The sequence below is a fragment of the Shewanella japonica genome, assembly GCF_002075795.1.
Lineage (GTDB): Bacteria > Pseudomonadota > Gammaproteobacteria > Enterobacterales > Shewanellaceae > Shewanella > Shewanella japonica.
On the sequence record NZ_CP020472.1, the window covers coordinates 3886427 to 3910987 of the forward strand.

Here is a 24561-nt window from a genome sequence, read left to right on the forward strand (position 1 = left end):
TGGGCCTTCTTTAAAGAAGGCCCTTTTTTATGTTCGCGATTAAATTAGCGGAACCTGTTCAAACAAATCAACGTGGATTAAACTGATTTCACTTCTTCATCAGTAAGGTAACGCCACTCACCTTCTAACAGGTCATCTTCCATTTCAATTTTACCTATGGCTTCACGATGCAGATTAATCACCTTATTGCCCACAGCTGCAAACATACGTTTCACTTGGTGATACTTACCTTCACTTATAGTTAGTCTGGCATGAGTAGCATCAATAATGTCAAGTATCGCTGGTTTAGTTAGGCCATCTTCATTTCGTAATTGGACACCTTCAGCAAAAGTCTCAATTAACGCTTCATCCAGTGGTTCAGCGACTTCAACATAGTAGCGTTTGCCACAGTCTTTTTTAGGTGAGGTAATCTTGTGAGACCACAAGCCATCACTGGTAATTAATACAAGGCCAGTTGTGTCCACATCCAAACACCCAGCAATGTGTAACGTCTCAACTTTTTCGATATCCATTAAACTCAAAACAGACTGGTACTCTTCATCAATAGTTGAGCAAATCGTATCGACAGGCTTATTCATCATAATGTAGCGTTCGCCAATAACCTCGATTTTGCGTCCTTCAATGCAAACCTCAGTATCAGTGCCCACTTTAAAGCTGGCATCTTTAATCACGACGCCGTCACAGGTCACTTCACCTGACTTCAATACTCTTTTTGCTAATGAGCGAGTCAGCTCAGTACTTTCACAGATAAATTTATCTAAACGCATTACTACAACCAATTACCAAGTCTAATGGGTCACTATTATGAGGGCTCAATGAATAAATGAACATCAAATCTTCCACAACCTGTGTTGAGCGGTAATTTTTAGTTACATATCTCCCTGCTAAAAGCTCACATTTTATCAACAAAAGTGGCTAATCCACTTGTTAATTGCCCTTTTGAGCACTTAACATGGACTTCACAACTATAAAGACTGATTTTCTATTTGCACTTTCTTGTTTTAACTCCAATAAACAGAAAGGGTAAATGAAAAGTCAGCATTCAAAGTCCATGAAGGGCTTATTATTACAATGCAAAGGAAACAACATGAAAAAGCTTGTTACTGGAGGGCTTTGCGCCTCTTTGATCGCTGGACTCAGCGCATGTACAAATGAAGTTGAAAATACATCTAAAACGGCGACAGCAGAAGCTGTTCAAGCGGCGTTAACTTCAGGGATTGATTTTCAAAATATCGACAAGTCAGTTCGTCCTCAAGATGACTTTTATGAATACGTAAACGGAACCTGGTTAAAAACGGCTGAGATCCCAAGTGATCGTACTAATATTGGTGCGTTTTACGATTTACGTGAGAATGCCCGTGAAGACGTTAAAGCCATTATTGAAGAAGTAGCAGCAATGCCAACCCTTAAAGCGGGAACTGATGAGCAAAAAGTGGCTGATCTTTACCGTGCCTTTATGGACGTTGAAACCCTCAATAAATTAGGTGTAACACCAATTCAACCTGAGTTCGATAAAATCGCAGCGATTGATTCTAAAGCTGACTTAACCAACTACTTCGCATACAGTCAAGTCAATGGTTACGGCACTCCGCTTGCGTTTTACATCAATGTTGATGCAAAAGATTCAACTCGTTATGCCACACATATTTGGCAATATGGTTTAAGCCTGCCTGAAAAAGACTACTACTTTAATACCGAAGAGCGCTTCGTTAATATCCGTAATGAATTCGTCGCCCATATTGAGAAAATGTTCAATTTAGCAGGTCTTGAAAATGGTAAAGCGGCAGCTGAATCAATTTTAGCCCTTGAAACAGCCATTGCAGAAAAGCATTGGGATGTGGTTGAAACTCGTGACAGTACCAAAACATACAACAAAATGATGGTGTCTGAATTAGCTGAAATAGCACCAAACATTGACTGGAAGCAATACTTAGCCACTATGGGCGTTGCTGAGCAAAAAGATATCATTATCAACCAACCAAGCTATGTTAGCGGCCTAAGTGACGTGATTGGTGAAACTGATTTAGCAACACTTAAAACCTACATGACATGGAATGTGTTAACCCACGCAGCAAGTAACTTATCTGAAGAAATTGACGCCGAAAACTTTGCCTTTTTCTCTAAAACCTTAAATGGTCAAGAGCAACAAGAGCCTCGTTGGAAGCGCGGTGTAAATACCGTGAGCGGCACTTTAGGCGAAGTCGTTGGTAAAGTGTATGTTAAGCGTCACTTCACCTCTGCAGCTAAAGAGCGCATGAGTGAGTTAGTTGAAAACCTTCGCGGCGCATACGGCACAAGTATTGATTCACTGGATTGGATGAGTGCAGATACAAAAGTTGCAGCAAAAGACAAACTGGCCAAGTTTAACCCTAAAATTGGCTACCCTGATAAGTGGAAAGACTACAGTAAGTTAACCATTAAAGGTGATGATTTAGTAGGCAATGCACAACGTGCAAGCGTTGAAAGCCACAATAAAGATATCGCAAAATTGGGCGGCCCAATTGATAAAGGTGAGTGGCACATGACGCCGCAAACCGTTAATGCTTACTACAACCCAACCATGAATGAAATTGTATTCCCAGCGGCAATCTTACAACCGCCATTTTTCAATATGCAAGCTGATGATGCTGTTAACTACGGTGGTATTGGTGCAGTAATTGGTCACGAAATGGGTCATGGCTTTGACGATCAAGGTGCTAAGTTTGATGGCGAAGGCAACATGCGTGATTGGTGGACAGAATCTGATTTAGAAGCCTTCACTGCGAAAGGGAAAGCGTTAGTATCACAATACAACGGTTATCAAGTATTTGATGACTTACACGTGAACGGTGAACTCACCTTAGGCGAAAACATTGGGGATTTATCCGGTGTCACTATTGCCTATAAAGCTTACAAAATGTCGCTAGATGGCAAAGAAGCACCGGTCATTGACGGTCTAACAGGTGATGAGCGTTTCTTCATGGGCTTTACTCAAATTTGGCGAGTAAAAATGAAAGAAGAAGCATTACGTAACCGTGTTGCGACAGATCCTCATTCACCTGGTCATTTCCGTGCATTAGGTGCACTGTCAAACATGCCTGAGTTTTACAGCACTTATGACGTAAAAGAAGGCGATAAAATGTATATCGAACCTGCTAAACGCGTCAAAATTTGGTAATGCTATAGAGCAATTGTTATTCATAAAGGAATAGTAGAATATCTAAAGGACATCTTATAGATGTCCTTTTCTTTTTCTAGAAAATAGAAATTAGATCCCTACGAAAATCCTCCTTCACACTATTTACATTGACTTTGTAAAGAAGCGTAAACCATCCGAAACTCGGCAAAATATTCAGCATTGATTCAGCTTCAACCAGCTAAAGTAATCCCATATCTCAAAAGGGTTAGATGATTAACTCCGTTTACTGAATGCACTCAATGTTATCGAGTCTGTGGTATTGCAAATGAATAGAATTTTTCGAACTTTTTTTATCTTTTTATTATTACTAACAACCCGTAATGCTATTGCTGTAACGGTTGATACTAGCGCAGAAAAACCAATTTATGATGTTAGTCATGCTCTAGTCAATGATTTAGACAGTCTATTTAATTTAGCCAGCACAGCAGGTGCAGCCCCAATACAATATACCGATAACCTAGACCAACTGTATGAACGCGCTCCGCTAGCACAAAATGAACTTAGCCGTTTATTAAACGACATCAGCCAAACTTGCCATACACAAGTGATAATCCCTGAGATAAAAACCTATCAACGTGCGCAACAAAAGATTCAACGTAAATTTGAGGGTGATGCGAGTTATATTACCGATATTGCCAGAGCCACACTGGTTGCAGATGATGTCAGCACCCTGATGCGCAGTTATCACGCCCTTAACCAAAGCACTGAAGTTGTTCAGGTTAAAAACCGCTTTGCTGAGCCAAAAGCATCTGGTTACCGCGACGTAAACCTGCTGGTTAAACTGCCAGAGTCTGAAATGATCGTAGAAGTGCAATTACACTTAGCTAAAATTGCAGACATCAAAAGTGGTCCAGAACATCAGGTATATCAGCAAATTCAACAAATTGAGGATATTGCTCAAGCCGAGCACCGCCCATTGAATGACTTCGAAATGATGCAAATTGTGCATTTACGTCAGTCATCTCACAAGCTTTACCACAAAGCATGGCTTAGCTATAAACGCCAAAGTCTTGCTCAATTTGACCCAACTCATATAGGAGACCAACCCCAAGCGGCTTAAGCCCACTATTTTCCAGTTTCAACGTTTGCCCCCTTCCTTTCGCACCTTACTTTAAGGTGCATTTTTTTGCATTTTTGCCAGTGAGATAATTGGTTAACAGCGTTAATCAAGCTATACTCCCGCCATTATTGCCGATAACGGGAAAGACTGATGAATGACGTCATCGAAATGCTTCAAGAGTTAAGTGAAACGGTTCCTGTGCCACTTGAATTACCGACTTTCGAGCAACTGGTTGAAGTGGAAGAACAGATATTAATTTCACTACCAAATGATTTAAAAGAATACCTGCTTTTTGGCAGTGATGTGATTTATGGCGCCATTGAAATGGTGACAGCATCAGACCCTTACTCGCACACTTACTTACCAGAAGTCACGAGCTACGCATGGTCTGTAGGTATGCCAAGAGAATACATTGCTATCTGCCAGCAAGGGGATAACTTTTACTGTATCGACCAAGAAGCCAATATTCGTTTTTTCAAAAACGGACGTATGGCAGACATCATGTGGGAATCGTTATGGGATTGGATTCAAGACATCTGGCTTAAACGCAAATAGAGACTTGTTGGTGAATACTTTTCCCTTGCAAATTAAGACTGCAAAACAGATTAAATAGGAAATACCATGGCTAAATCAAACGCCCTAAACGCAATTGAAATGAAGTGTTTACGCTTATCATTGGGCTTAAACGTAGAACAAATTGCTGAGCTAACTAAAACTACAGCAGATGCTGTCACTGCATGGGAAGCGGGTGAAGCCGATGCGCCTGAAGTTGCGCAAAAGAAGTTGCTTGAAATCGAAGATACGATTGAAATGCAGGTCCTTAATACCACTGACGGTATTGAAGCTTTATTTAAAACTGAGCCTAAACGCCGTTTAGCGTTTGTGGTCTACCCAACACAAGCGATTTATACTCAGTATAATCCTGAGTTTTTAAGCTCACTGCCTTTCACAGAGCTTTATAATACTGCCGCTTGGCGCATCAAAAAAGAGTGCCAAATTGTACTTGAAGTAGAAGTGAGCCTCGTACCGCTTGAGGTTGAAGCTTACAAAAGCTACCGCACTGACAGCGGCATGAGTGAGTCTCGTGAAAGTCGAGCTAAATGGGCTGCAACGCAACTTTAGTCAGTCTGTGGCATGTAAAAAGGAAGCAATTGCTTCCTTTTTTGTTGTCATTTATTCATGTTAATCGCTACTCTTCTTGCGCAGCTTTAGCAATCTGTTCTGACTTTTCTAAAGCGGATGTCATTGCAGGGCGCTGCTTCACTCTATCGCGATAAGCTGCAAGTTTTGGCGGAATCGTTTGCTCAAATACGGTTGCCCACAATAAAGTTTGCGTCAGTAAAATATCCGCAATAGTTAATTCATCCCCACAAACATAACCAGTCTCTGGCACCCATAATTCGGCAATGTTGGCGGCTTTATCAAATTCAAATTTGGCCACGGGGAGCATCGCATCTAATCGCTGCTCTTCTGGCAATGCAAAACGGTGTTTACCCATACTCCATAACGGCTGTTCTAACTCACAAATCACAAAGCTCACCCACCGATGGTGCAGTCCAGCTTGTTTACTGCCGGGTTCAGGTAAAAATTTACCCTTGCCATATTTTTCAGCAAGATATTGCAAAATCGCAGCGGACTCAGTCATAACAAAGTCACCATCCGAAATAACCGGCATTTTGCCACTTGGATTAAGGCTTAAAAATGCTTCACTCCGATTATCACCTTTGGCAAAATTAAGGAATCTAAACTCCCATTCAACACCTAACTCTTCCAGTAACCATGATACTCTCAGCGCTCTACTTCGGGGCGTGCCATATAAGATGATGCCAGTGCTTACTTCTACGTTCATGTTTTATCTTCCTATGATGAGTTGTCGGTCCGCTTAACAAATGATTGAAAATCAGCTTTCATTAATAGTAAATAAAATAACAGTGCCAGATAGTCCACTTAAAGTAAAAGACGAGCCTGTGGCTCGTCTTACTATTTTCTAGTTTTAAGCTAGCATAAGATCATTAAGTTAAAACTGAAATGCGTTAAAACTGATACGTCACTTTACCGTACCATAAAGCCCCAATGGCCGAATGAGTCGCCTGTTCGTATCCCATGAAATCAGCTGCACTAAATAACGTTTGTAATGACTTGTTCGACCTTAACCAAACTGAGCTAAACCACTCCCATGTTTGTTTGCAATTATAGTTAAACTTTCCAGTAGACTATGCTTTATGATGCATTACTTCACAAGATACTAAACCCAATCGCGCCTCTCCATTTGTTGCGCAAGAGTTTCAAAATTATTTGTAAACATAATGTTACTTTTCCAGTTAAGGAAAATATGACATAGTCGTAAGCTAATATTTATTAACGTTTTATTTCTATTAATTAAAAAGAAAAATCATGCAAAAAAATAAAACCATAACCGATAGCCAATTTTCTACATCGACATTATTGGCCAGTTTAGGCCCTGGAATATTAATGGCGGCAGCAGCAATCGGCGCGTCACACTTGGTTTCTTCTACTCGAGCTGGCGCAGAGTTTGGCTGGCAATTGGCATGGGTGGTTTTACTGGTTAATCTGCTTAAATACCCGTTTTTTGCTGCTGGCGCCCGCTATACCGCAGCGACAAACGAAAGCCTACTACACGGCTATTTAAAACAAGGTCGTGGTTATTTATTGATGTTCACTTGCCTCAATACCATTGCAGCTATTGCCAGTACTGCAGGGGTGTGTATGTTAACCGCTGCCATGTTGACTCAATTTATTCCTTTACCCATCGATATCCTGGCATTTTTAGTTCTTATCAGTTCCCTTGCATTATTAATCCTTGGCCATTATCAACTCCTCGATAAATTGACCAAAGTCATTATGCTAGCACTAACTTTAACGACCTTAGTGGCAGTTGCACTGGCGTGGCAACACTATCAAGGCCCGATAGTCACAGAGCAAACGGTGAGCCCATGGCAATGGGCTTATGTGGGTTTTTTAGTGGCAATGATGGGTTGGATGCCTGCGCCAATTGAAGTCAGTGCGTGGAACTCCCTTTGGTTACTTGAAAAGAAAAAGACCCAAACTATTTCTAGTAAACAGGCTATATTTGACTTCAACTTAGGCTTTGTTGTCACTGCAATTTTAGCGATTATTTTCCTCGCATTAGGTGCGTTAGTCATGCATGGAAGCGGCGAAGTATTTTCAAGTTCTGGTGCTAAATTTGCCAGTCAGTTAGTGGATTTATATAGCGATGTCATGGGCGAAGAAACACGATATTTAATTGGTTTAGTCGCTTTTTTATGTATTTTCAGTACAACAGTGACCGTTATTGATGGTTATAGTCGCACCTTAGATATTGGTTGGCAGCTGTTAAATAACAAGCAGGATTGTACTAAAAGATTAACCAGAGTCATGTTATTGGTGTCCTCATTAGGGCTAGTATTGATTTGGTTCTTCAAAGGGGCACTATTGCCTTTACTTGAATTTGTCATGACATTGGCATTTCTAACCACAGTCATTTTTGCTTGGTTAAATTTAAGATTGATGACCAGTGAGACACTTCCCGAGCAACACAGGTACGGTACAAAAATGAAAATACTCGCTGGGTTAGGCTTAGTCTATCTCGTTGGGTTTTCGTGCCTATTTATATATTGGAAACTCGCCATCCAGTCGTCGTGACCACAATAAATTTTTGTCTATAATGAATGATGTCAATCTCATTGCAGATAATCTGAACTATTTGGCCTTTTTCAGGTATAATCCGCGTCCGATTTTTATTTAACGGCGAAATAACTAATTTTGCCGTTAAAAAACTGCGCAGCCGCGCCCAGAGACTTATATGATTAACAACGATATTATTCGCCGTCTACGTTTTGTATTTGATTATTCAAATGCAAAAATGATCAAAATTTTCGCTCAAGCCAATGTTGAAGTCAGCACAGATGAAATAATTAGCTTATTAAAAAAAGAAGCGGAAGAAGGCTACAAAGCCTGTAATGACAAGGTTATGTGTCAGTTCTTAGACGGACTAATTATCGAAAAGCGTGGTTTACGCCCGGGTAGTAAAGTCCCAGCACCAGTTAAAAACCTCACTAATAATTTAATTTTCAAAAAATTACGTATTGCACTAGAGCTTCGTGAAGATGATATTATTGAAATTTGTGGTTTAGCGGACTTTGTCATTGGCAAGTCAGAATTAGGGGCGTTATTCCGTAACCCTGACCACAAGAACTATAAGACATGTGGCGATCAGATCCTGCGTAATTTCTTACATGGCTTATCAATTAAACACCGTGGCGTGTAATCAAATTAGATAAACATTTACCTTGAAAGCACAGCATTGGCTGTGCTTTTTTGTGGCTTTTTACCTCTTGTTTAATGCCACTTCATCCCAATAAACAACTTGTTCAAATGCTTGAGCTAATAGCGTATTAAGTTGCTCAAAACTTCTCACTTCTGTTTCTTCACCGCTAATACATGACCAAACAAATCGATGACAGTTATTTGTAAATAAATCATAGTCCCGATATTGATAGATGGCTTGCTCTGCTCGAGCCAATGCTTTTGGCGCGACAAGGGGTTGATGTAAATGGTTACCCGCTTGAAAAATACAACTACCGGTTCGTCCTTGTAAAAATCGCTTAGCCGATATCACTCGAATCAAACCGCTTCCGTGCAATTCAACTAAATGGTCATCCCCCACCCAAATACCTGTATGCTCAATCACACCAAAGACGAAACAACATACAATAGCCCCAGGGGCGGCATCAACTTTGGCGTCACCTTTATGCCAAATACTAGGAGTTAACGGGCTCACTGACTTACCATTAGGCACTTTGGGCGCGCGCCCCATACGACGTTCATGCTGAATTGTTTTTCGCTGCTGACGATCATCTGCCAGCATGATTGCACCAATAGCGGCAGTACCGAGCCAAATAAGAGGAAGCGCCATTCTCACCCCATAAAGTTACCATCATGTCTATACACAGCATGGCACTTAACGACCATAATGTCAGAATCAAAAATGTTACGACATTTTGCAATCTTAATACTGCTGAATATGCCTATGCTTCATTTAACAAACACCAAGATGACTCTGACGTCACTATTTTGCTGAAAAAAAGTGTGAAATAGCTCACTTAACAGACCACAAAAAATCTTAGTTGTGTTAACCTTCATCGATAATTAAAAACGTCTATTTTTAGGCAGTCACAATTGGCTATTTATAGATAAAAATAACAGTCATTCGACACTGACAATAAGGTTTCCAATGGACGATAATAAACGCCCCCTCTATCTTCCTTTCGCAGGTCCAGCCATTCTTGAGTCTCCTTTGCTAAATAAAGGCACAGCCTTTAGTGAAGAAGAACGCATTTACTTTAACCTCGAAGGGCTTATTCCTTGGGTCATTGAAACCATTGAAGAACAAGCATCACGTGCTTACGAGCAATATAAAAGTTTTAGTAATGATTTGGATAAGCACATTTATTTGCGCAACATCCAAGACACTAACGAAACCTTGTTCTACCGATTAGTTCGTAACCATATCAGTGAGATGATGCCTATCATCTACACCCCAACTGTGGGGCTCGCCTGTGAGCGTTTTTCAAAAAACTATCGTCGTAACCGTGGATTATTTATCTCATACGATAACAAAGATCGTATTGATGACATTCTCAATAATTCGACTCGCCATAAAGTAAAAGTCATTGTGGTAACAGATGGTGAGCGAATTTTAGGCTTGGGTGACCAAGGCATTGGCGGCATGGGGATCCCTATCGGTAAGTTGTCGCTGTATACCAGCTGTGGCGGTATTAGTCCGGCTTATTGTCTCGCAATCACATTAGATGTGGGCACAGATAATCCTAATTTATTAGATGATCCTATGTACATGGGGTCGCGTCATCCTCGTATTGGTGGCGAAGAATACGCCGACTTTATTGAAGAATTTATGCAGGCGGTGAATCGTCGCTGGCCTGATGCACTGATCCAATTTGAGGATTTTGCGCAGAAAAATGCAATGCCGTTACTTGAGCGTTATAAAGACAGATTCTGTACTTTTAATGATGACATTCAAGGCACCGCTGCAGTTACCGTAGGCTCACTTCTCGCAGCATGTAAGGCAGCTGGAACCCAATTATGTCAACAGCGTGTTGCCTTTTTAGGGGCTGGCAGCGCAGGTTGCGGTATTGCCGAAGCCATCGTGGCGCAAATGGTGGCAGAAGGTATTTCTGACGAGCAAGCCCGTTCACAAGTGTTTATGGTCGACCGTTGGGGCTTGTTATTAGATAACATGCCTACTCTATTAGATTTCCAGAAAAAACTGGCTCAAAAAACGGTGAATGTTCAGCAATGGGATGGGTTTAGCGATCATATTTCATTATTGGATGTGGTTAATAACGCTAAACCAACTGTCTTGATTGGGGTTTCTGGCGCACCAGGTTTGTTCACTGAAGAAATCATTCGAGCAATGCACAGCCATTGCGAACGCCCAATTGTGTTCCCATTATCTAATCCAACAAGTCGTGTTGAAGCAACACCGAAAGACGTTTTGCATTGGACATCCGGTCAAGCACTCGTTGCCACAGGCAGTCCGTTTGAGCCTGTTGTCATCGAAGGTGAAACCTATGAGATTGCTCAATGTAATAATAGCTTTATTTTCCCAGGCATTGGCTTGGGTGTATTAGCCAGCGGAGCAACCCGGGTTTCAGATGAAATGCTTATGGCATCAAGCCGTGCGCTTTCTGAATGCTCTCCTCTAGGTAAAAACGGCACAGGTTCATTACTCCCCGCCCTTGAAGACATTCAAGAAGTGAGTAAATACATTGCTTTTGCAGTTGCTAAAAAAGCCATTGAACAAGAACTGGCATTACCTTGCCCTGATGAGCTATTAACGCAGAAAATTGATAGTAATTTCTGGGAGCCTGAGTACCGTCGCTACCGACGCACTTCTTTCTAGTGCTGCAAATCAGCCACAAAAAAGCCTAGCTAAATTAGCTAGGCTTTTTTATATCTTCAATGGTAAATTTACATCACCACTCTGTCTTCTAAAGACTGAGCTAAGGCTGCATAGTCATTGATATACAGCTTACCTCGAACCAATTCAATTAACCCTTCTTGAGCTAATTTATTCAATACTTCATTGACTCTTGGTCGGCTAACGTTAGCGATTTCGCTAAGTTGTTGCTGGGTAATTTTAATTTCGATTCTAGGAAGATTAGTCGACTTCTTACTTCGTACTAATTCCAATAAAAAGAACGCAATACGCTCTTCAATTCCATAGAAAGACAAATGCATACCTTGAACAATTTTGGGGCTATTTGTACGCATAATACTGTACAAAAGTTTATAAACCTCATTGTTTCTTTTAGCCAACTCATTAAGTTCACTTTTTGGAAAAAACAAACTTTTGAGCGGCTCAAGCTCACAGGTGTATAAATTGATTTTGGGGTATATCTCAATAGCAACAGCACCCACCCACATTTGCTTACCAAAAATAAAGCTCGCTAATGGTCGGTTATCAATACTTGTCGTTGCAAATGTTCCTAATCCTTGAACACAATAATAAATACCGCGTTGTTGGTCACCGTCGATCAAAGTGGAATAACGATCAATTCCATCAATTTCGATAGCCAGATCCATGATTTCAGCTTTAGTGATTTCACTTAACTCACAAGGCCACTGGATCTGCTTAGTTGATAATAAAGACATTTACACTCCCAAAATGCGTAATCACTTGTCTTAAATAGCCATCACTTGTTTAAAGCTATTTAATAAAGAACGGTCAGTTCTTGCTTTCTTTAATTTCTTAATACTTTCTTTGAGTGACTGTTCGGCTAATCGGCCAAACACCCCATCATATTCTTTTTCATCGATCGCTTCGTCTGAGTCTGCTTCATCAGCAATTTCTTGAGCAACACGACTCAACTGCATCCAAGCATTGGCAATATAAAACCCATGAAACTCAGCTTGCGGCATCAATTTTTGCGCACTTGCAGGCAAACTCTGCCAACTTTTTTCAAATAAGCCTGCATTGTCTTGGATCAGTTCTTTAAATAAGCCTTCATAAGCCTCTAAAAGAGTTTCTGGCAACTTATCCATAGGCAAAACTTTATTTGCCACATTAAACGAAATCGCTTTTGCAGTAGCTTGATATTCAGCAGTTCTTTCAATCATTAATTATTTCTCAAGTTAAGATTTTTATTGTATTGCCGAGTAAAAATTCATCTTGCCACCCCAAATTCATCTAAAAAAATCTACTACCATTATTTTATTTTGGTATTTTTTCACAATTATTTAAATGATGTTTGAGAAGGTTAACAAAGTGAATAGACACCTGACTAGTACATTTGTTTTAGTTTATAATAATTTAACTATTATAACCAAAACAAATGTTATTAAAGTAACACTAAGCAACTAATTTAATTAGTTTTAAACACAAACGACATACACTGCATTTACTTTTAGCCACTTGATTGAACAATTATAATTATATGCCATAATGGAATAATATTTATAAACAATATGAGAAAAACCTAATCAACACTCTGCTTAAATATGCACTCGCTTTCGCTATTAGCGTGTCTTTACTAACTCAAGTAGCAACAGCCAGCAGCACCCCTCAACAACGCATAGATCAGTTATTTGAGATATTTTTTTTGGGAGAAGAAGGCGATCTTGAGTTATTAAACAAGTATCTTGCAGAGCTTGATCAATTAATCCCAGCTGACGATATAAAGCAACGTGAAAAGCTTATCCCACTCCAATGTTGGTACCATCCTTCTGAAACGACCGAGGAGTTTCAAAAAGCCATCAAGCATGCCGAAGTATTAATGGAGGCGCATCAAAAAAGCTATCCTTCAGAGCTGCATGCAGATTTATTATTATGTCGCGGTTCACATTACCAATATTCAGGTAAACCGGAACAAGCGAAATTGGATTATGACGCAGCAATTAAAGAAGCGTATTTGATTGAAAATATGCGCTTAATAGCAGATGGCAGAAGCATGAGAGGCACCATGTTATCTTATGAAGGTGACTACACTGGTGCCCTTGAAGACCTAATCCCTGCTCAATCCATGTATGAACAACTCAACCTAGCTTACTGGGCACGGGTTAATTTAAGTGAAATAGCCAATAGCTATCGCCGTTTTGGCGACCCGCAAATGGCACTGACATATCAACTCAAACTTGAAAAAGCATACCTAGACAATAATCAGCTAGTAGAAGCGTTTGATACCAATACGCAAATAGCGTACTCCTATGAGGCATTAGGTGATAATCAATTGGCTTTAGAGCGACATCAAAAAAGTTACCAATATTGGCACCAACAAAAGAATTCACTTTCAGCTGCTGCTTCTGCTGTAGATATGGCAGGAATATTAATCAAGTTGAATCAAGTAGATGAAGCTGTTGAAATTTTAGAGCAAGCAGAAAATACAGTCACAATTGAATTTGATGGCCTTTTTAGTTTCATGAAATTATTCAGTGCTCAAGCTGCACTGATTAAACAACATCCCGAAAAAGCGCTGGAATATGCTGAAGAAGCTGAATCAGGATTTAATGTTAGCAATAACGATCGTGGGTTAAGCCAGCTATACACTCTACGAAATCAAATCTATTTATCCATTAAAGATTACCAATCTGCTCATCAAGCACTAACAGATTATCTCAACGTTCATCATAAGCTTGATCAACTCAGTCTAACGAGTCGAAATAGTGAAATGAGAGCACGGTTTAACACCGATAAAATTGAAGCTGAAAATCAAAACTTACTCTCAATACAGCTCATAAAGGAAAAAGAATTAGCAGCGCTTGAGCAAAACAAACGATTGCAAAACATTATCATTATATTGGTCGCGATCATTTTAATCATCGTGACCATATATGCGGTAAAACAAGTCAAGCGCAAACAAAAATTCAAAGATCTTGCATTGACTGATGAGCTCACGAAACTGGCTAACCGACGCCATACCTACGCGTTAGCTAAAACATATATTAACCAAGCAAAAACCGAGCATAGCCAATTTTCGGTTATTTCTTTTGATGCGGATCATTTCAAGAAAGTCAACGATACGCTAGGACATGACATTGGCGACAAAGTGTTGATAAAACTTGCTAAAATAGCAAAAGAGTTGATGCGTAAATCCGATACTGTTGGTAGAGTCGGAGGGGAAGAGTTCCTGATTTTATTACCTGGGGCAAATGAACAACAAGCTTATGATATCGCAAGTAGGCTTATTGTGAGAATTGCTGACGCTGATTGGGATACTATCGCGCCAGAGCTTAAACAAACGGTCAGTGCAGGCGTCACGCATTATCAAAATGGCGATAATTTTGAAAACATGCTTTTGCGTGTCGATAATGCACTTTATCAAGCAAAATCTGCAGGAAGAAACTGCGTTAAAACGGTATAACACATTGCTGTGTCAACGACATTATTGGCCTTTTATAAACAAGATTATGAGTCCAATTATTAAACTCACTTTTTGTCTATGTTTGATTTTATTAGGTTGTTTTACCCAACACGTTTTCGCTAACCCTATACAAAACCAAGCTGCAGACGATATTTTTAATCAGTTCAATAATGATGAACTGACAGGCACGTTATTCACCGATGAAAAATTGCTGGAGCTTAAAGCCCTTATTGCTCCTAATGACTTACCTCGCCTTCAAGCTCTTGAGACGTTTACATGTAAACAAATTCGTGCACATGAAACTGATAAGTTGCACGCCTTAATCAAATCAACAGACTCAATATCAAACGGTCATTATTATGCGAAAAGCACCCCGATATTATTGAACCTGTGCCGCTCTAAAGCACTACGTTACCTCGGTAAGCATAAGCAAGCTAAAGCAATCAACCTAGCAATGCTAGCCTCAGCGACAGAGCTTAACGATGAAAATGTATTAGCGAGTGTTCATAACTCTATTGGTCAACAGGCGTTATTTGAAAACCAGTTTTTTAATGCTATAGAAAGCATTAGCAAGTCCTATGAGCTTCACCAAAAAATCGGCCATACAAACTCGGCTAATTTGAATATTATCGAATTGGCGAGTGCTTACAGACGCTTAGGCGATAACGATAAAGCACTATATTATTATGGCATTGCCGAACAGCGTCTCATTGAAAACCAAAGTCACATTTTACTGGCGATTGTTCAGCATTCATTGGCTTACATAAAACTTGATAATGGTGAATATCAAACCGCTTTAGCGTATTTTCAAGATGTATTAAACGTCGCCAATAAATCGAACAACCAGCTGTATCAAACGCGTATTAAAGTCGATATGGCTGCACCGTTAATCAAACTGTCACGATTAGAAGAAGCGGATAGGATTCTGACTGATGCACAAACCATTATTGATGAAGAAATGTTCTCTCATTATGGCTATATGCATGCTTATCTATTTGAATTACGTTTCTTGCAATCACACAATGAGCAAGCATTACGTCATTTTTTAGAAGCTGAAAGAAGCTTTAAAAAATACAATAATAAAAAAGGGCTTTCCCTTATTTACCAACTCATTAGTGAATACTTTGCCCAACAACAGGATTACAAAACGGCTAATCATTGGCATCATCAATTTCTGACTATCCATCTTGAACTGGATAAAGCAACACAAGAAACCTATAACTCTGAAATGCGAATACGATTCGACTCTAAACAACTCGAAGATCAACAAGACCAATTATTGCAGTTTCAAGCATTGAAAGAACAACAACTTGAAGCTCTAAAAACAAAGCAGCGATTACAATACATAGCGTTAATGTTAACTGCGGTATTTTTTATTATTCTTGTGACGTTTTTAATAAAGCTAATAAAAAAATCAATTCAATACAAAAGTTTATCATTAACAGATCCCCTCACTGAGCTGCCCAATCGATTATTCGCTTATCAAGTGTTAAATAAGTTATTAGCACAAAAAAACCAATTTTCGATTTTACTTTTAGATGTTGACCACTTTAAATCAGTCAATGATCAATACGGTCATGATGTGGGAGATCGTGCTCTTCAACTCATTGCTAAGCAATGTTTAAGCATACTGAATAAAGATTACACCTTATCTCGTATTGGTGGCGAAGAGTTTTTAATCATCATGCCAAGTACCGATAAAGCGCAAGCTATTCGTTTTGCTGCCAACATTAACCAAAAAATAAAATTAATAGACACGACCTCCTTGGCAATGAATAAACCTTTTACCGCCAGTATTGGTATCAGTAGTGTGACGTCATCAACCACAATTTCAGCTCAGTTAAAGCAAGCCGATATTGCACTTTATAAAGCGAAAAATAACGGGCGTGATAATACGGTTCATTTTCAAGATTGCTCCTCTCATGAAAGGGAGGAACAGCAATGAAGCATTTTTTAAGGCTGCCCGCGTTGCTAATGAGTTGCTTGAGTTTATTAAGCTTATTGGTATCAATCACATCTTTGGCCAATACACTGGAAGCCAATGAATTCAGTAACCCTGAATTTGATGCGCTGTTTACCATCGTTGATCATGGCGATATCAATGATGAACGCTATCCACAAACCATAGAGCAACTCACGCAAATGATCACTAAAGGTGACATGGTTAGAACCCATAAACTGTTACCTAAACAATGCTTAGCTTTTAACTTTTTTGAGCCAGAACAAAATGAGCAGGCAGCAAGTTTCATTATCAATGCCTATGAAAATTACCCAGAAATGCCACACGCCATTCGCATTGAACTATCACTATGTGAAGCAACGCTCCTGCGCTACCGTGGTGAAATAAACAACGCAAATAAATTAATAAAACAAGCGCTAGCTGACGCTAAACAAATCGAACACTTACACTTAATAGCTGACGCTTACTCCATGCTAGGTCAAATTGCTTCTTATACTGGTGACTTTGCTATTGCGTTAGAAAACTTGCTGCAGTCTTATGAAATCTACCAAGGGCTTAACTTACCAACACTTGAACATTTAGGGTTACTTGATTTAGCGATTACCTACCGCAGATTAGGTGAAACTGACACAGCACTTAAATACTACCAGGAAGTTGAACGTCAATTTAGTTCAACAGGACAAACGGCCTTAGTCATGATCGTAAAAAACGATATGGCTTACGCCTATGAAGATTTGCAACAATATCAAAAGGCAGCAGACAACTATTTATCGATTTACAATTATTATCAAAAAGTGCATACCGACCCCACATTCGTCGCCCGGGTTGCTGTTGATATGTCATCGGCACTTATACACCTAGGTCAATATCAGCAAGCACTCAACTATTTAAATCAATACGAAAACATCGTCAGTCCAGCTGTTGATACCCACTATAGTTTCTTGCAACTACACCAAGCCCAAGCTAAACATGGACTCGGTCAAACACAAGCAGCATTACCCCATTTAGAAAAAGCCATTGCGGGATTTGATAAAAATAACAATAAACGTGGCCACGAGATGTTGCTCAAACTACAAGTTGAAATTTATGAATCACTTGAATGGTGGCAACAAGCGTACGAAGCACAGTTAGCCTTATACGACATTCATGTATTGTTAGATAAAGCCCTTAAAAACCAAGCTAGTATAGAGATGCGCGTTCGATTTGATAGCCAAAAATTAGAAGCAGAAAACGCAGAGTTAGTCGCCTTTCATCAACTTAAAGATGAGCAACTTGTTATCAGACAGGATAATGAACGCTTACAGGTTTTGGCATTGATGTTAGGAGTAGCATCAGTACTCACATTAGTGTTATTCAGCGTATTTCTCAATAAAAAGTCTAAGCAATTAAAGTATTTAGCGCTAACAGACTCATTGACTCAACTCCCCAATAGATTGAGCTTTTATCGTAGAGCCAACAGTTCATTTGATAAGCATATTCAAGATAAAACCCCTCTTTCTATTATTTCGATTGATATCGACCACTTTAAAAAGGTTAATGATAACCACGGTCATGTATGTGGTGATAGAGTATTAAAAGCTGTTGCTAATATTATTCGTAAACACATCAAAGAGGATGATATTGCAGGGCGTGTTGGAGGAGAAGAATTTATCATTTTGCTCCCCAAAGCCCGTTCTCAAGCTGCTGTTAGCTTAGCTCAGGAAATTTCAGCAAGTGTTAATTTATACCAATTCTCCAATTTTAGTGACAACCTTGAGGTCACAATCAGTGGTGGCGTCAGCACTAGCCACGGAGAAACCACCTTATCTCAGTTAGTCAAAAAAGCTGATTTGGCGCTTTACAGAGCAAAACACCAAGGTCGAAACCAAATCGTTTACTTTCATGATGATGACTAATGCATAAACACGTATAATATCGATATCATCACAGTTGCAAAGCGTGTTTATGTCATATGTCTAATCTACCTTCGGCTACGAACACTCAGCCTGTTCCAGATCCCCAAGCCACCAGCATACCGCCAGTGTTAAGCCGTGCCCTCACCACACAAGAATCAACCAGCCTTGCGCGGTTAATTAAAGCATGGGCTATCGAGTTAGGGTTTGCTCAATTAGGCATCACAGACACAGATTTAGCAGAACAAGAACCTAAACTACAACACTGGCTAGACCAAGGTTACCATGGTGAAATGAGCTATATGGCCAACCACGGAATGATGCGGGCAAGGCCCCATGAATTGCACCCAGGTACCGTTCGAGTATTGAGTGCTAGAATGGATTACCTTCCTCCGCAGGCCGGATTTGCAACCAATCTTGCTAACCCAAATCTAGGTTATATTTCTCGCTACGCTGGTGGTCGTGACTATCACAAACTCATTCGAAAACAGCTGAAAAAGCTTGGCGATAAAATTGTCGCTCATTGCCAAACACTTGGTGTTACAGGAGTCGACTTTCGACCTTTTGTCGACTCAGCACCTATCCTTGAGCGCCCACTCGCAGAGAAAGCAGGTTTAGGCTGGACCGGTAAGCATTCATTGTTGTTACATCCTGAAGCGGGCAGTTGGTTTTTCTTAGGTGAAGTGCTCACTAATGTGCCATTACCCATTGATATTCCAATAGAGCAAAGCTGCAATACCTGTGTTGCCTGTATTAAATCATGTCCAACCAATGCCATTTTGGACAATAATGTTGTTGATGGTAGTCGCTGTATCTCTTATTTAACCATCGAGCTTCAAGGCGCTATTCCGCTTGAGTTCCGTAAGGCCATCGGCAATCGCATTTATGGCTGCGATGACTGCCAACTAGTGTGCCCTATTAACGCAAGAGCACCGCTGACAGAACAAAGCGACTTTCACATTCGCCAGCAATTAATACAACCGGATTTATTAACTCTATTTTCTTGGAGCGAAAAGCAGTTTTTATCACTTACTGAAGGTAGCCCAATACGTCGTATAGGCCACAAAAATTGGTTACGTAATATCGCTATTGCCCTAGGCAACGCACCTTTAAGTGAGAATATTATTAGCGCACTTAATGCTAAAAAGCAGTCTGAAGAAGTTGATGAAATGGTCATTGAACACATTGAATGGGCACTTCAAGAGCAGCAACAAAACCATGAAAACGCGGTTAACCGTAAAACACAGCGAGTGGTGAGAAGTATCGAAAAAGGCTTACCAAGAGATGCATAGTCACCATTAATAATGGCGCAATATCATCACTGAAATGCATAGCCTCATTAAAGATGAGTAAACAAAATCAGCGACAAATGAGTATAAGATTACCATCCACATTTGCGCTGATTACAGATAAAAACCATTAACTTTGATCTAAGGTAAAGCCCACCTTAATTGTCACTTGCCAATGAGCAATTAACCCTTCTTCTAAATGCCCTCTTGTCTCTACGACCTGAAACCAACGCATATGCTTGATAGATTTATTCGCTGCAGCTATCGCATTTTTAATCGCATCATCTGAGCTAATGGGAGAAGATCCCGTTAATTCAATCAGTTTGTATGTATGGCTCATTATCACTCCGTTACTTAAATAAGAAGATTTATTCAGTATAGGTAATCTATTAAAGTCTGCTTAATTTCAGCATTATCAATGCTACTTCACTCAGCTTAATCAGCATTTGTCACCTACGACATTAGCTTCATAGAACTGTCCAAATTGCTCCCCCTATACAATTCAACCGTCAACAAGCTCAACCATCTGGGTGATGAAATTCATATCAAATGTTATTCAGTGCTCATCTCTTACTCAAAACGGCAAATTATTAAACATTGTAGGGACTTATAAACATTAATCTTGTAATTCTCATATCAAAAACGCCATTTAATTAACAAAAAACACACATTTCTGTAAATTAATTACACAGGCGTCTGGACGTCTAGAAGTTTATTGTGATAGTCTGTCATTAAGCAATCGAATTGATTTCACCCGTAAGTTGAGCAAAATTCATGTGAGGATAATATGATAGAGCTGAGACATCTTCGTACTTTGATGGCACTAAAAGAGAGTGGTAGCCTTGCTGGTGCTGCCAAAAAACGGTTCGTTACCCAATCAGCGCTATCACACCAAATTAAAGAATTGGAAACCCGTATTAATTCAGCCATCTTTATCCGTAAAAGTAAGCCATTATCGTTTACCCAAGAAGGGGCAAGATTACTGAACCTTGCCGAAGAAATTTTACCTAAAGTGATGGTCACCGAATCTGATTTGAAAAAAGGTTTAGATGCAGAATCTCAGTCATTAAAATTGGGGATTGAATGCCACAGTTGTTTTCGTTGGTTAATGCCTGTCACTGAAGCATTTAAACAATTAGCACCTGATGGTCGTATCGATTTGTCGAGCCGTCACTTATTTGATTCTTTAAATGCTTTAGAGCTAGGCGAACTCGATATTGTGCTCACCTCAGATCCTGTGCCAGGACATGCATTAGCGTACCAACACTTATTTGATTTTGAGGTAAAGTTGGTTGTTGCTAACGATAATCCATTAGCAAAAGAAACGTTTATTAAACCTGAACAACTGGCTAAACAAACCCTAATTTCATACCCAGTACCGCTGCAACGCTTAGATATTTATAAGCACTTTTTAGAGCCTGCTGGTGTTGAAGCGGGTGAGCAGAAACAATGTGATTTAACCGCAATGCTGTTACAACGAGTTGCATGCAATGACGGTATTGCCGCATTACCAAGTTGGTCAATTAACGAAAGCCATGGGCTAAACCTATCCTCTGTGAGACTAGGAGCAGAAGGCCTTAAACGGCCATTATTTGCGGCTTACCATCGTAACGCCGCTAACACCAACTTAATTCAAAAGTGGTTGACCCTAGTTGCTGCTGAAGGGTTAAAGTTGCAAAGGTTAGCTCAACAACACTAAAGCAAGAAAGTGTTAGAGACACCATAAAAAATGCCACTGATACAGTGGCATTTTGTTATTTAATAATTGATATTTAAAAACCAGTTGATGAACGAGTTACATCACGAATCGATATCAGATAGTGGATTTATCAAAACATTACGTTTCGCTAAAACATGCCTTAACACCATGCCCGCAGAGTTTGCGTTATCTGTCTGCTTGATATTATGAGCAACCATAAACTCATTACGTAAATCATCATCAAGCCCTAATGCTTCAAATGCTTCTATAGACAGACTTTGTTGTTGAGTATCAATGAGGGTTTTAATCACTTGTAGTGAGATAGCTTTTTCTGATGCGGCATTTAAAAACGCAAATGCACTCAAGGTTATTACCTGACCAAAAACGCTGAATAAGGCTAAGGTTTGTACTTCATCAGCATCAATATCAATCGGTTGATCGCTTTCTTCAATATCACGTAGATGCTGCACCGCATCGACGGCGATACTTTCAGTTAACGCCCAATAGCCTTTGACCAATTTACTGTATGGTTCTTTAAGCTCATCAAGACGTTCTTTTAAATAAAATGAAAACGCGTAACGATAAATATTCACTTGACCTAAACGGATAAGTGCATCTTTAATGCTGCGATTTTTAGTCGAAATAATACCACCAGCTTGAGCCGTATTACTGCGCCATAATAAGTGTGCAGCTAACGCAGGATCGCTAGAAACGATATCAATTAACACACGGATATCAGCTTCATTAATGAGGGCTTTCTTCAAAGGGATCAAAATACCGCGACGACCAATCACTTGTTCTTCGTTACCGATAATAGCTTTGACTTGAGTTAACACTTGTTGCTCAAGATAGGTCATATTGTACTGCTTCCCTTTCAAATTTTTATATTTCTCTAACGAGATTTATCCACATAAGCAGCATAAAGGTCAAGTAATTAATCCTTAATCAAACAAAAAGCCGACAAGCGAGTTGTCGGCTTTAATTTTTCTAGTGTTTTATCCTGTTTGGATTTTTCCCACCGTTTAAAAAACAATCACTTCTAAAAACGGTATCCAGCAGTCAAACGTACAGAGCGGCCATTCCCTGAATAATAACCATTACCCCATGCAGAGTAATAGCCAGCGCTGACGTACTCTTCATCAAATAAATTATCCGCACGCAAACTTGCAGACCAATTATCACGAGTGTAATTCAGTGCAAGGTTAGCTAACACATAGCTGTCTAATTTAGGGTCAACATTGGCATTATCACCTTCGATATAACGCTCACCGGTGTAAATGCCTTCAGCAAACACTTGCCACTCACTTGCAATGTCATAACTGACATAAGCACGTGCATTATGTTCAGCAACCCAAGACAAAGCCTTACCTTCATTTTCACCTTCAGTGAACTCAGCATCAATGTAGTCATATGATGCTCCTAATAACCAATCTTCTGATAATTGAACATCAAAGCTGGTGTTAACCCCAAAACGGCGAGATGCATCCGCATTAACGTTTGCACCGCCACCTTGTGGGCCATCTGTGCGCCCAGCGTCATAAACAATCTCATCTTCTAAATCGAGTACATAAGCGTTTAATTTGAAGGTGTATAAGCTTTCTGTCCAATCCCATCCTGCTTCATATGAACGACCAGTTTGTGGGTCTAACCCTATTGTGGTTACTGGTGTGTAAGCCTGCTCATCAACTTTAGCAAAACGGAAGTTATCGTTAGCACGAATGTAAAAGCGATGTTCGATACTTGGACGATAATTTAAACCTAACTCAAATGCATGGGCGTCATTATCAAGCTCGACACCGTTTGGATATAAAGTTTGATCGGTTAAATCATCAGTCACTTCACTATAGCGGCCACCCACGACGTAAGATAATGTACTTGTTAATGGCACCGAGGCTTGAACGTAAACGCTTGCCATTTTTTGTTCATTGTTTCTTTGAGTGTAAGCCAGATCAAAATCAGCTTCACCAACGCTTAAATCAATACCAGCGACAATGTCTAAATCACCTTGCTCTAACTGGTAATTACCCGTCGCTTTAGGTGAAAAGCTAAATAAGTTACGCTCGATTCGCCCAGCACTCCCCCATAAAAAGTTAGTTGTTAAGGTATCTGAATAATTTATATCAGCGGCTAAAGCCCACTCATTAGTTAATTGATACTCATAACCACTTCGCAGTGCTGTGGTCATTTCATGGGTGTAGTCATCATCTGTGAATGGTGCTGCTTGACTAGGATCATCTTCAAATTGCGCTAAGGTTAAAGCACCTGGTGCTTGACGATTATCGTCATAGTAGCTGGCTTCTACAAAAAACTGCTGTTTATCAGACTGATACTGTAAACGTCCTAAAATAGAACCCGTTTCACTCTCGTTATTATCACGATAGTTATCGCTTTGGTTGTAGCTACCCGCTAAGTAATAACGCCATGCATCATTGATTTGGCCAGAAATATCACCTTTAGCTTCATAGGTATCAAAACTACCAGCGCTTAGCTCAAGACCACCACCTGTTCCGCTAGGAGCTTTAGTGATAATATTAATGACACCACCCACGGCTTGATCACCGTATACGACACCAGCACTACCATATAGCACTTCGACACGCTCAACTTGGTTTAACGCTACCGCATTCAAACTAGGCGCAGAAATATCGATATTATTTAAACGGCGACCATCAATCAAAATAAGAGTGTTACTGGCAGCTTGCGATGCGGTAAAACCACGCATAGCAAAGGTCGTACCTGAATTATTATCAGACACTTGAATACCCGCTTGGCTGCGTAGTAAGTCAGTTAAGCTTACAGCACCGCTCATCTCAATGTCTGCGGGGCCAATGACGTGCACGTTAGCAGCAATATTCAGTGGGTTAGCTTCACTTCGACCTATAACCACAATGGTTTCTGTTTCTGCATTGATAGCAGCAGGCTCAGTAGTTGATGATGTATTAGTCGTTTCAGCATTAGCAGTTGAAACAAAACTTGCAGCAGAAACACTTAATATCAGGCTCAGTGCAGTGGCGATTTTAGTTGGATTAGTACCCATTTACCTTTAACTCCTAAAAGGAAAAATGGGGCATATTTGCCGCAGC

At 39.9% G+C, this 24561-nt stretch carries 20 protein-coding genes; 12 read left to right on the forward strand and 8 right to left on the reverse strand.

Annotation, left to right across the window (positions count from 1 at the left end; translation table 11 throughout):
- Nucleotides 1-77: 77 nt before the first annotated feature.
- Nucleotides 78-767, reverse strand: coding sequence for a 16S rRNA pseudouridine(516) synthase RsuA (gene rsuA / locus SJ2017_RS16680; protein WP_080916499.1), 690 nt, complete (start codon nt 765-767; stop codon nt 78-80).
- Between the two features lie 320 nt (nt 768-1087).
- Here rsuA and SJ2017_RS16685 point away from each other — a divergent pair, with 320 nt between their 5' ends.
- The 4 genes from SJ2017_RS16685 to SJ2017_RS16700 all read left to right on the forward strand — a co-directional run bounded on the left by SJ2017_RS16685 (nt 1088) and on the right by SJ2017_RS16700 (nt 5360).
- The gene (locus tag SJ2017_RS16685) at nt 1088-3157 is read left to right on the forward strand and encodes a M13 family metallopeptidase (RefSeq protein WP_080916501.1); all 2070 of its coding nucleotides are present in this window, start codon (nt 1088-1090) and stop codon (nt 3155-3157) included.
- A gap of 286 nt (nt 3158-3443) precedes the next feature.
- The gene (locus tag SJ2017_RS16690) at nt 3444-4238 is read left to right on the forward strand and encodes a RelA/SpoT domain-containing protein (protein ID WP_080916502.1); all 795 of its coding nucleotides are present in this window, start codon (nt 3444-3446) and stop codon (nt 4236-4238) included.
- 150 nt (nt 4239-4388) lie between these two features.
- Nucleotides 4389-4793, forward strand: a complete 405-nt coding sequence (locus SJ2017_RS16695) for an SMI1/KNR4 family protein (protein WP_055026254.1) — start codon at nt 4389-4391, stop codon at nt 4791-4793.
- Nucleotides 4794-4859: 66 nt separating this feature from the next.
- Nucleotides 4860-5360: a DUF4447 family protein gene (locus SJ2017_RS16700; protein WP_080916504.1), complete on the forward strand. Its 501-nt coding sequence runs from the start codon at nt 4860-4862 to the stop codon at nt 5358-5360.
- 67 nt (nt 5361-5427) lie between these two features.
- Here the strand turns inward: SJ2017_RS16700 and SJ2017_RS16705 are convergent, their stop codons facing one another.
- Entirely contained in the window at nt 5428-6087 is a 660-nt protein-coding gene (locus tag SJ2017_RS16705; protein WP_080916505.1) for a glutathione S-transferase family protein, read from the reverse strand.
- Between the two features lie 545 nt (nt 6088-6632).
- Between SJ2017_RS16705 and SJ2017_RS16710 the strand changes: the two genes are divergently transcribed.
- Both SJ2017_RS16710 and SJ2017_RS16715 read left to right on the forward strand, forming a co-directional pair.
- Complete coding sequence (locus SJ2017_RS16710) at nt 6633-7901, forward strand: NRAMP family divalent metal transporter (protein ID WP_080916507.1); 1269 nt, start codon at nt 6633-6635, stop codon at nt 7899-7901.
- Nucleotides 7902-8061: 160 nt separating this feature from the next.
- Nucleotides 8062-8526: a YehS family protein gene (locus tag SJ2017_RS16715; RefSeq protein ID WP_080916508.1), complete on the forward strand. Its 465-nt coding sequence runs from the start codon at nt 8062-8064 to the stop codon at nt 8524-8526.
- A gap of 60 nt (nt 8527-8586) precedes the next feature.
- Here the strand turns inward: SJ2017_RS16715 and SJ2017_RS16720 are convergent, their stop codons facing one another.
- The gene (locus SJ2017_RS16720; protein ID WP_080916509.1) at nt 8587-9174 is read right to left on the reverse strand and encodes a C40 family peptidase; all 588 of its coding nucleotides are present in this window, start codon (nt 9172-9174) and stop codon (nt 8587-8589) included.
- A 318-nt stretch (nt 9175-9492) separates the two neighbouring features.
- Between SJ2017_RS16720 and SJ2017_RS16725 the strand changes: the two genes are divergently transcribed.
- The gene (locus SJ2017_RS16725; protein ID WP_055026260.1) at nt 9493-11181 is read left to right on the forward strand and encodes an NAD-dependent malic enzyme; all 1689 of its coding nucleotides are present in this window, start codon (nt 9493-9495) and stop codon (nt 11179-11181) included.
- Between the two features lie 68 nt (nt 11182-11249).
- Here SJ2017_RS16725 and SJ2017_RS16730 read toward each other — a convergent pair whose 3' ends face one another.
- Nucleotides 11250-11933 carry a Crp/Fnr family transcriptional regulator gene (locus tag SJ2017_RS16730; RefSeq protein ID WP_055026261.1) on the reverse strand — a complete coding sequence of 228 codons (684 nt, stop codon included), beginning with the start codon at nt 11931-11933 and terminating at the stop codon, nt 11250-11252.
- Between the two features lie 30 nt (nt 11934-11963).
- Nucleotides 11964-12398 (reverse strand): DUF3069 domain-containing protein, encoded by a 435-nt coding sequence (locus SJ2017_RS16735; RefSeq protein ID WP_055026262.1) that lies wholly within the window; start codon nt 12396-12398, stop codon nt 11964-11966.
- A gap of 404 nt (nt 12399-12802) precedes the next feature.
- On the opposite strand from SJ2017_RS16735, the gene SJ2017_RS16740 reads away from it, so the two are divergent.
- From SJ2017_RS16740 to queG, 4 genes are read left to right on the forward strand one after another with little or no spacing between them, the layout of a single operon-like run.
- Complete coding sequence (locus SJ2017_RS16740; protein WP_080916510.1) at nt 12803-14638, forward strand: sensor domain-containing diguanylate cyclase; 1836 nt, start codon at nt 12803-12805, stop codon at nt 14636-14638.
- A 46-nt stretch (nt 14639-14684) separates the two neighbouring features.
- Nucleotides 14685-16583: a diguanylate cyclase domain-containing protein gene (locus SJ2017_RS16745; RefSeq protein ID WP_167692938.1), complete on the forward strand. Its 1899-nt coding sequence runs from the start codon at nt 14685-14687 to the stop codon at nt 16581-16583.
- Nucleotides 16580-18493 carry a tetratricopeptide repeat-containing diguanylate cyclase gene (locus tag SJ2017_RS16750; protein ID WP_080916513.1) on the forward strand — a complete coding sequence of 638 codons (1914 nt, stop codon included), beginning with the start codon at nt 16580-16582 and terminating at the stop codon, nt 18491-18493. Before SJ2017_RS16745 ends, SJ2017_RS16750 begins: the two co-directional genes overlap by 4 nt.
- Nucleotides 18494-18549: 56 nt before the next feature.
- A complete protein-coding gene (gene queG / locus SJ2017_RS16755) occupies nt 18550-19782 on the forward strand; it encodes a tRNA epoxyqueuosine(34) reductase QueG (RefSeq protein ID WP_080916514.1) in 1233 nt (410 codons plus the stop codon).
- 127 nt (nt 19783-19909) lie between these two features.
- On the opposite strand, the gene SJ2017_RS16760 is transcribed toward queG, so the two are convergent.
- Nucleotides 19910-20119: a dodecin gene (locus SJ2017_RS16760; RefSeq protein WP_055026266.1), complete on the reverse strand. Its 210-nt coding sequence runs from the start codon at nt 20117-20119 to the stop codon at nt 19910-19912.
- Nucleotides 20120-20566: 447 nt separating this feature from the next.
- On the opposite strand from SJ2017_RS16760, the gene SJ2017_RS16765 reads away from it, so the two are divergent.
- Nucleotides 20567-21478, forward strand: a complete 912-nt coding sequence (locus SJ2017_RS16765) for a LysR family transcriptional regulator (protein ID WP_080916516.1) — start codon at nt 20567-20569, stop codon at nt 21476-21478.
- A gap of 101 nt (nt 21479-21579) precedes the next feature.
- Here SJ2017_RS16765 and SJ2017_RS16770 read toward each other — a convergent pair whose 3' ends face one another.
- Nucleotides 21580-22335 (reverse strand): HDOD domain-containing protein, encoded by a 756-nt coding sequence (locus SJ2017_RS16770; RefSeq protein ID WP_080916517.1) that lies wholly within the window; start codon nt 22333-22335, stop codon nt 21580-21582.
- Between the two features lie 182 nt (nt 22336-22517).
- Nucleotides 22518-24515 (reverse strand): TonB-dependent receptor, encoded by a 1998-nt coding sequence (locus tag SJ2017_RS16775; protein WP_080916519.1) that lies wholly within the window; start codon nt 24513-24515, stop codon nt 22518-22520.
- Between the last annotated feature and the right edge of the window lie 46 nt (nt 24516-24561).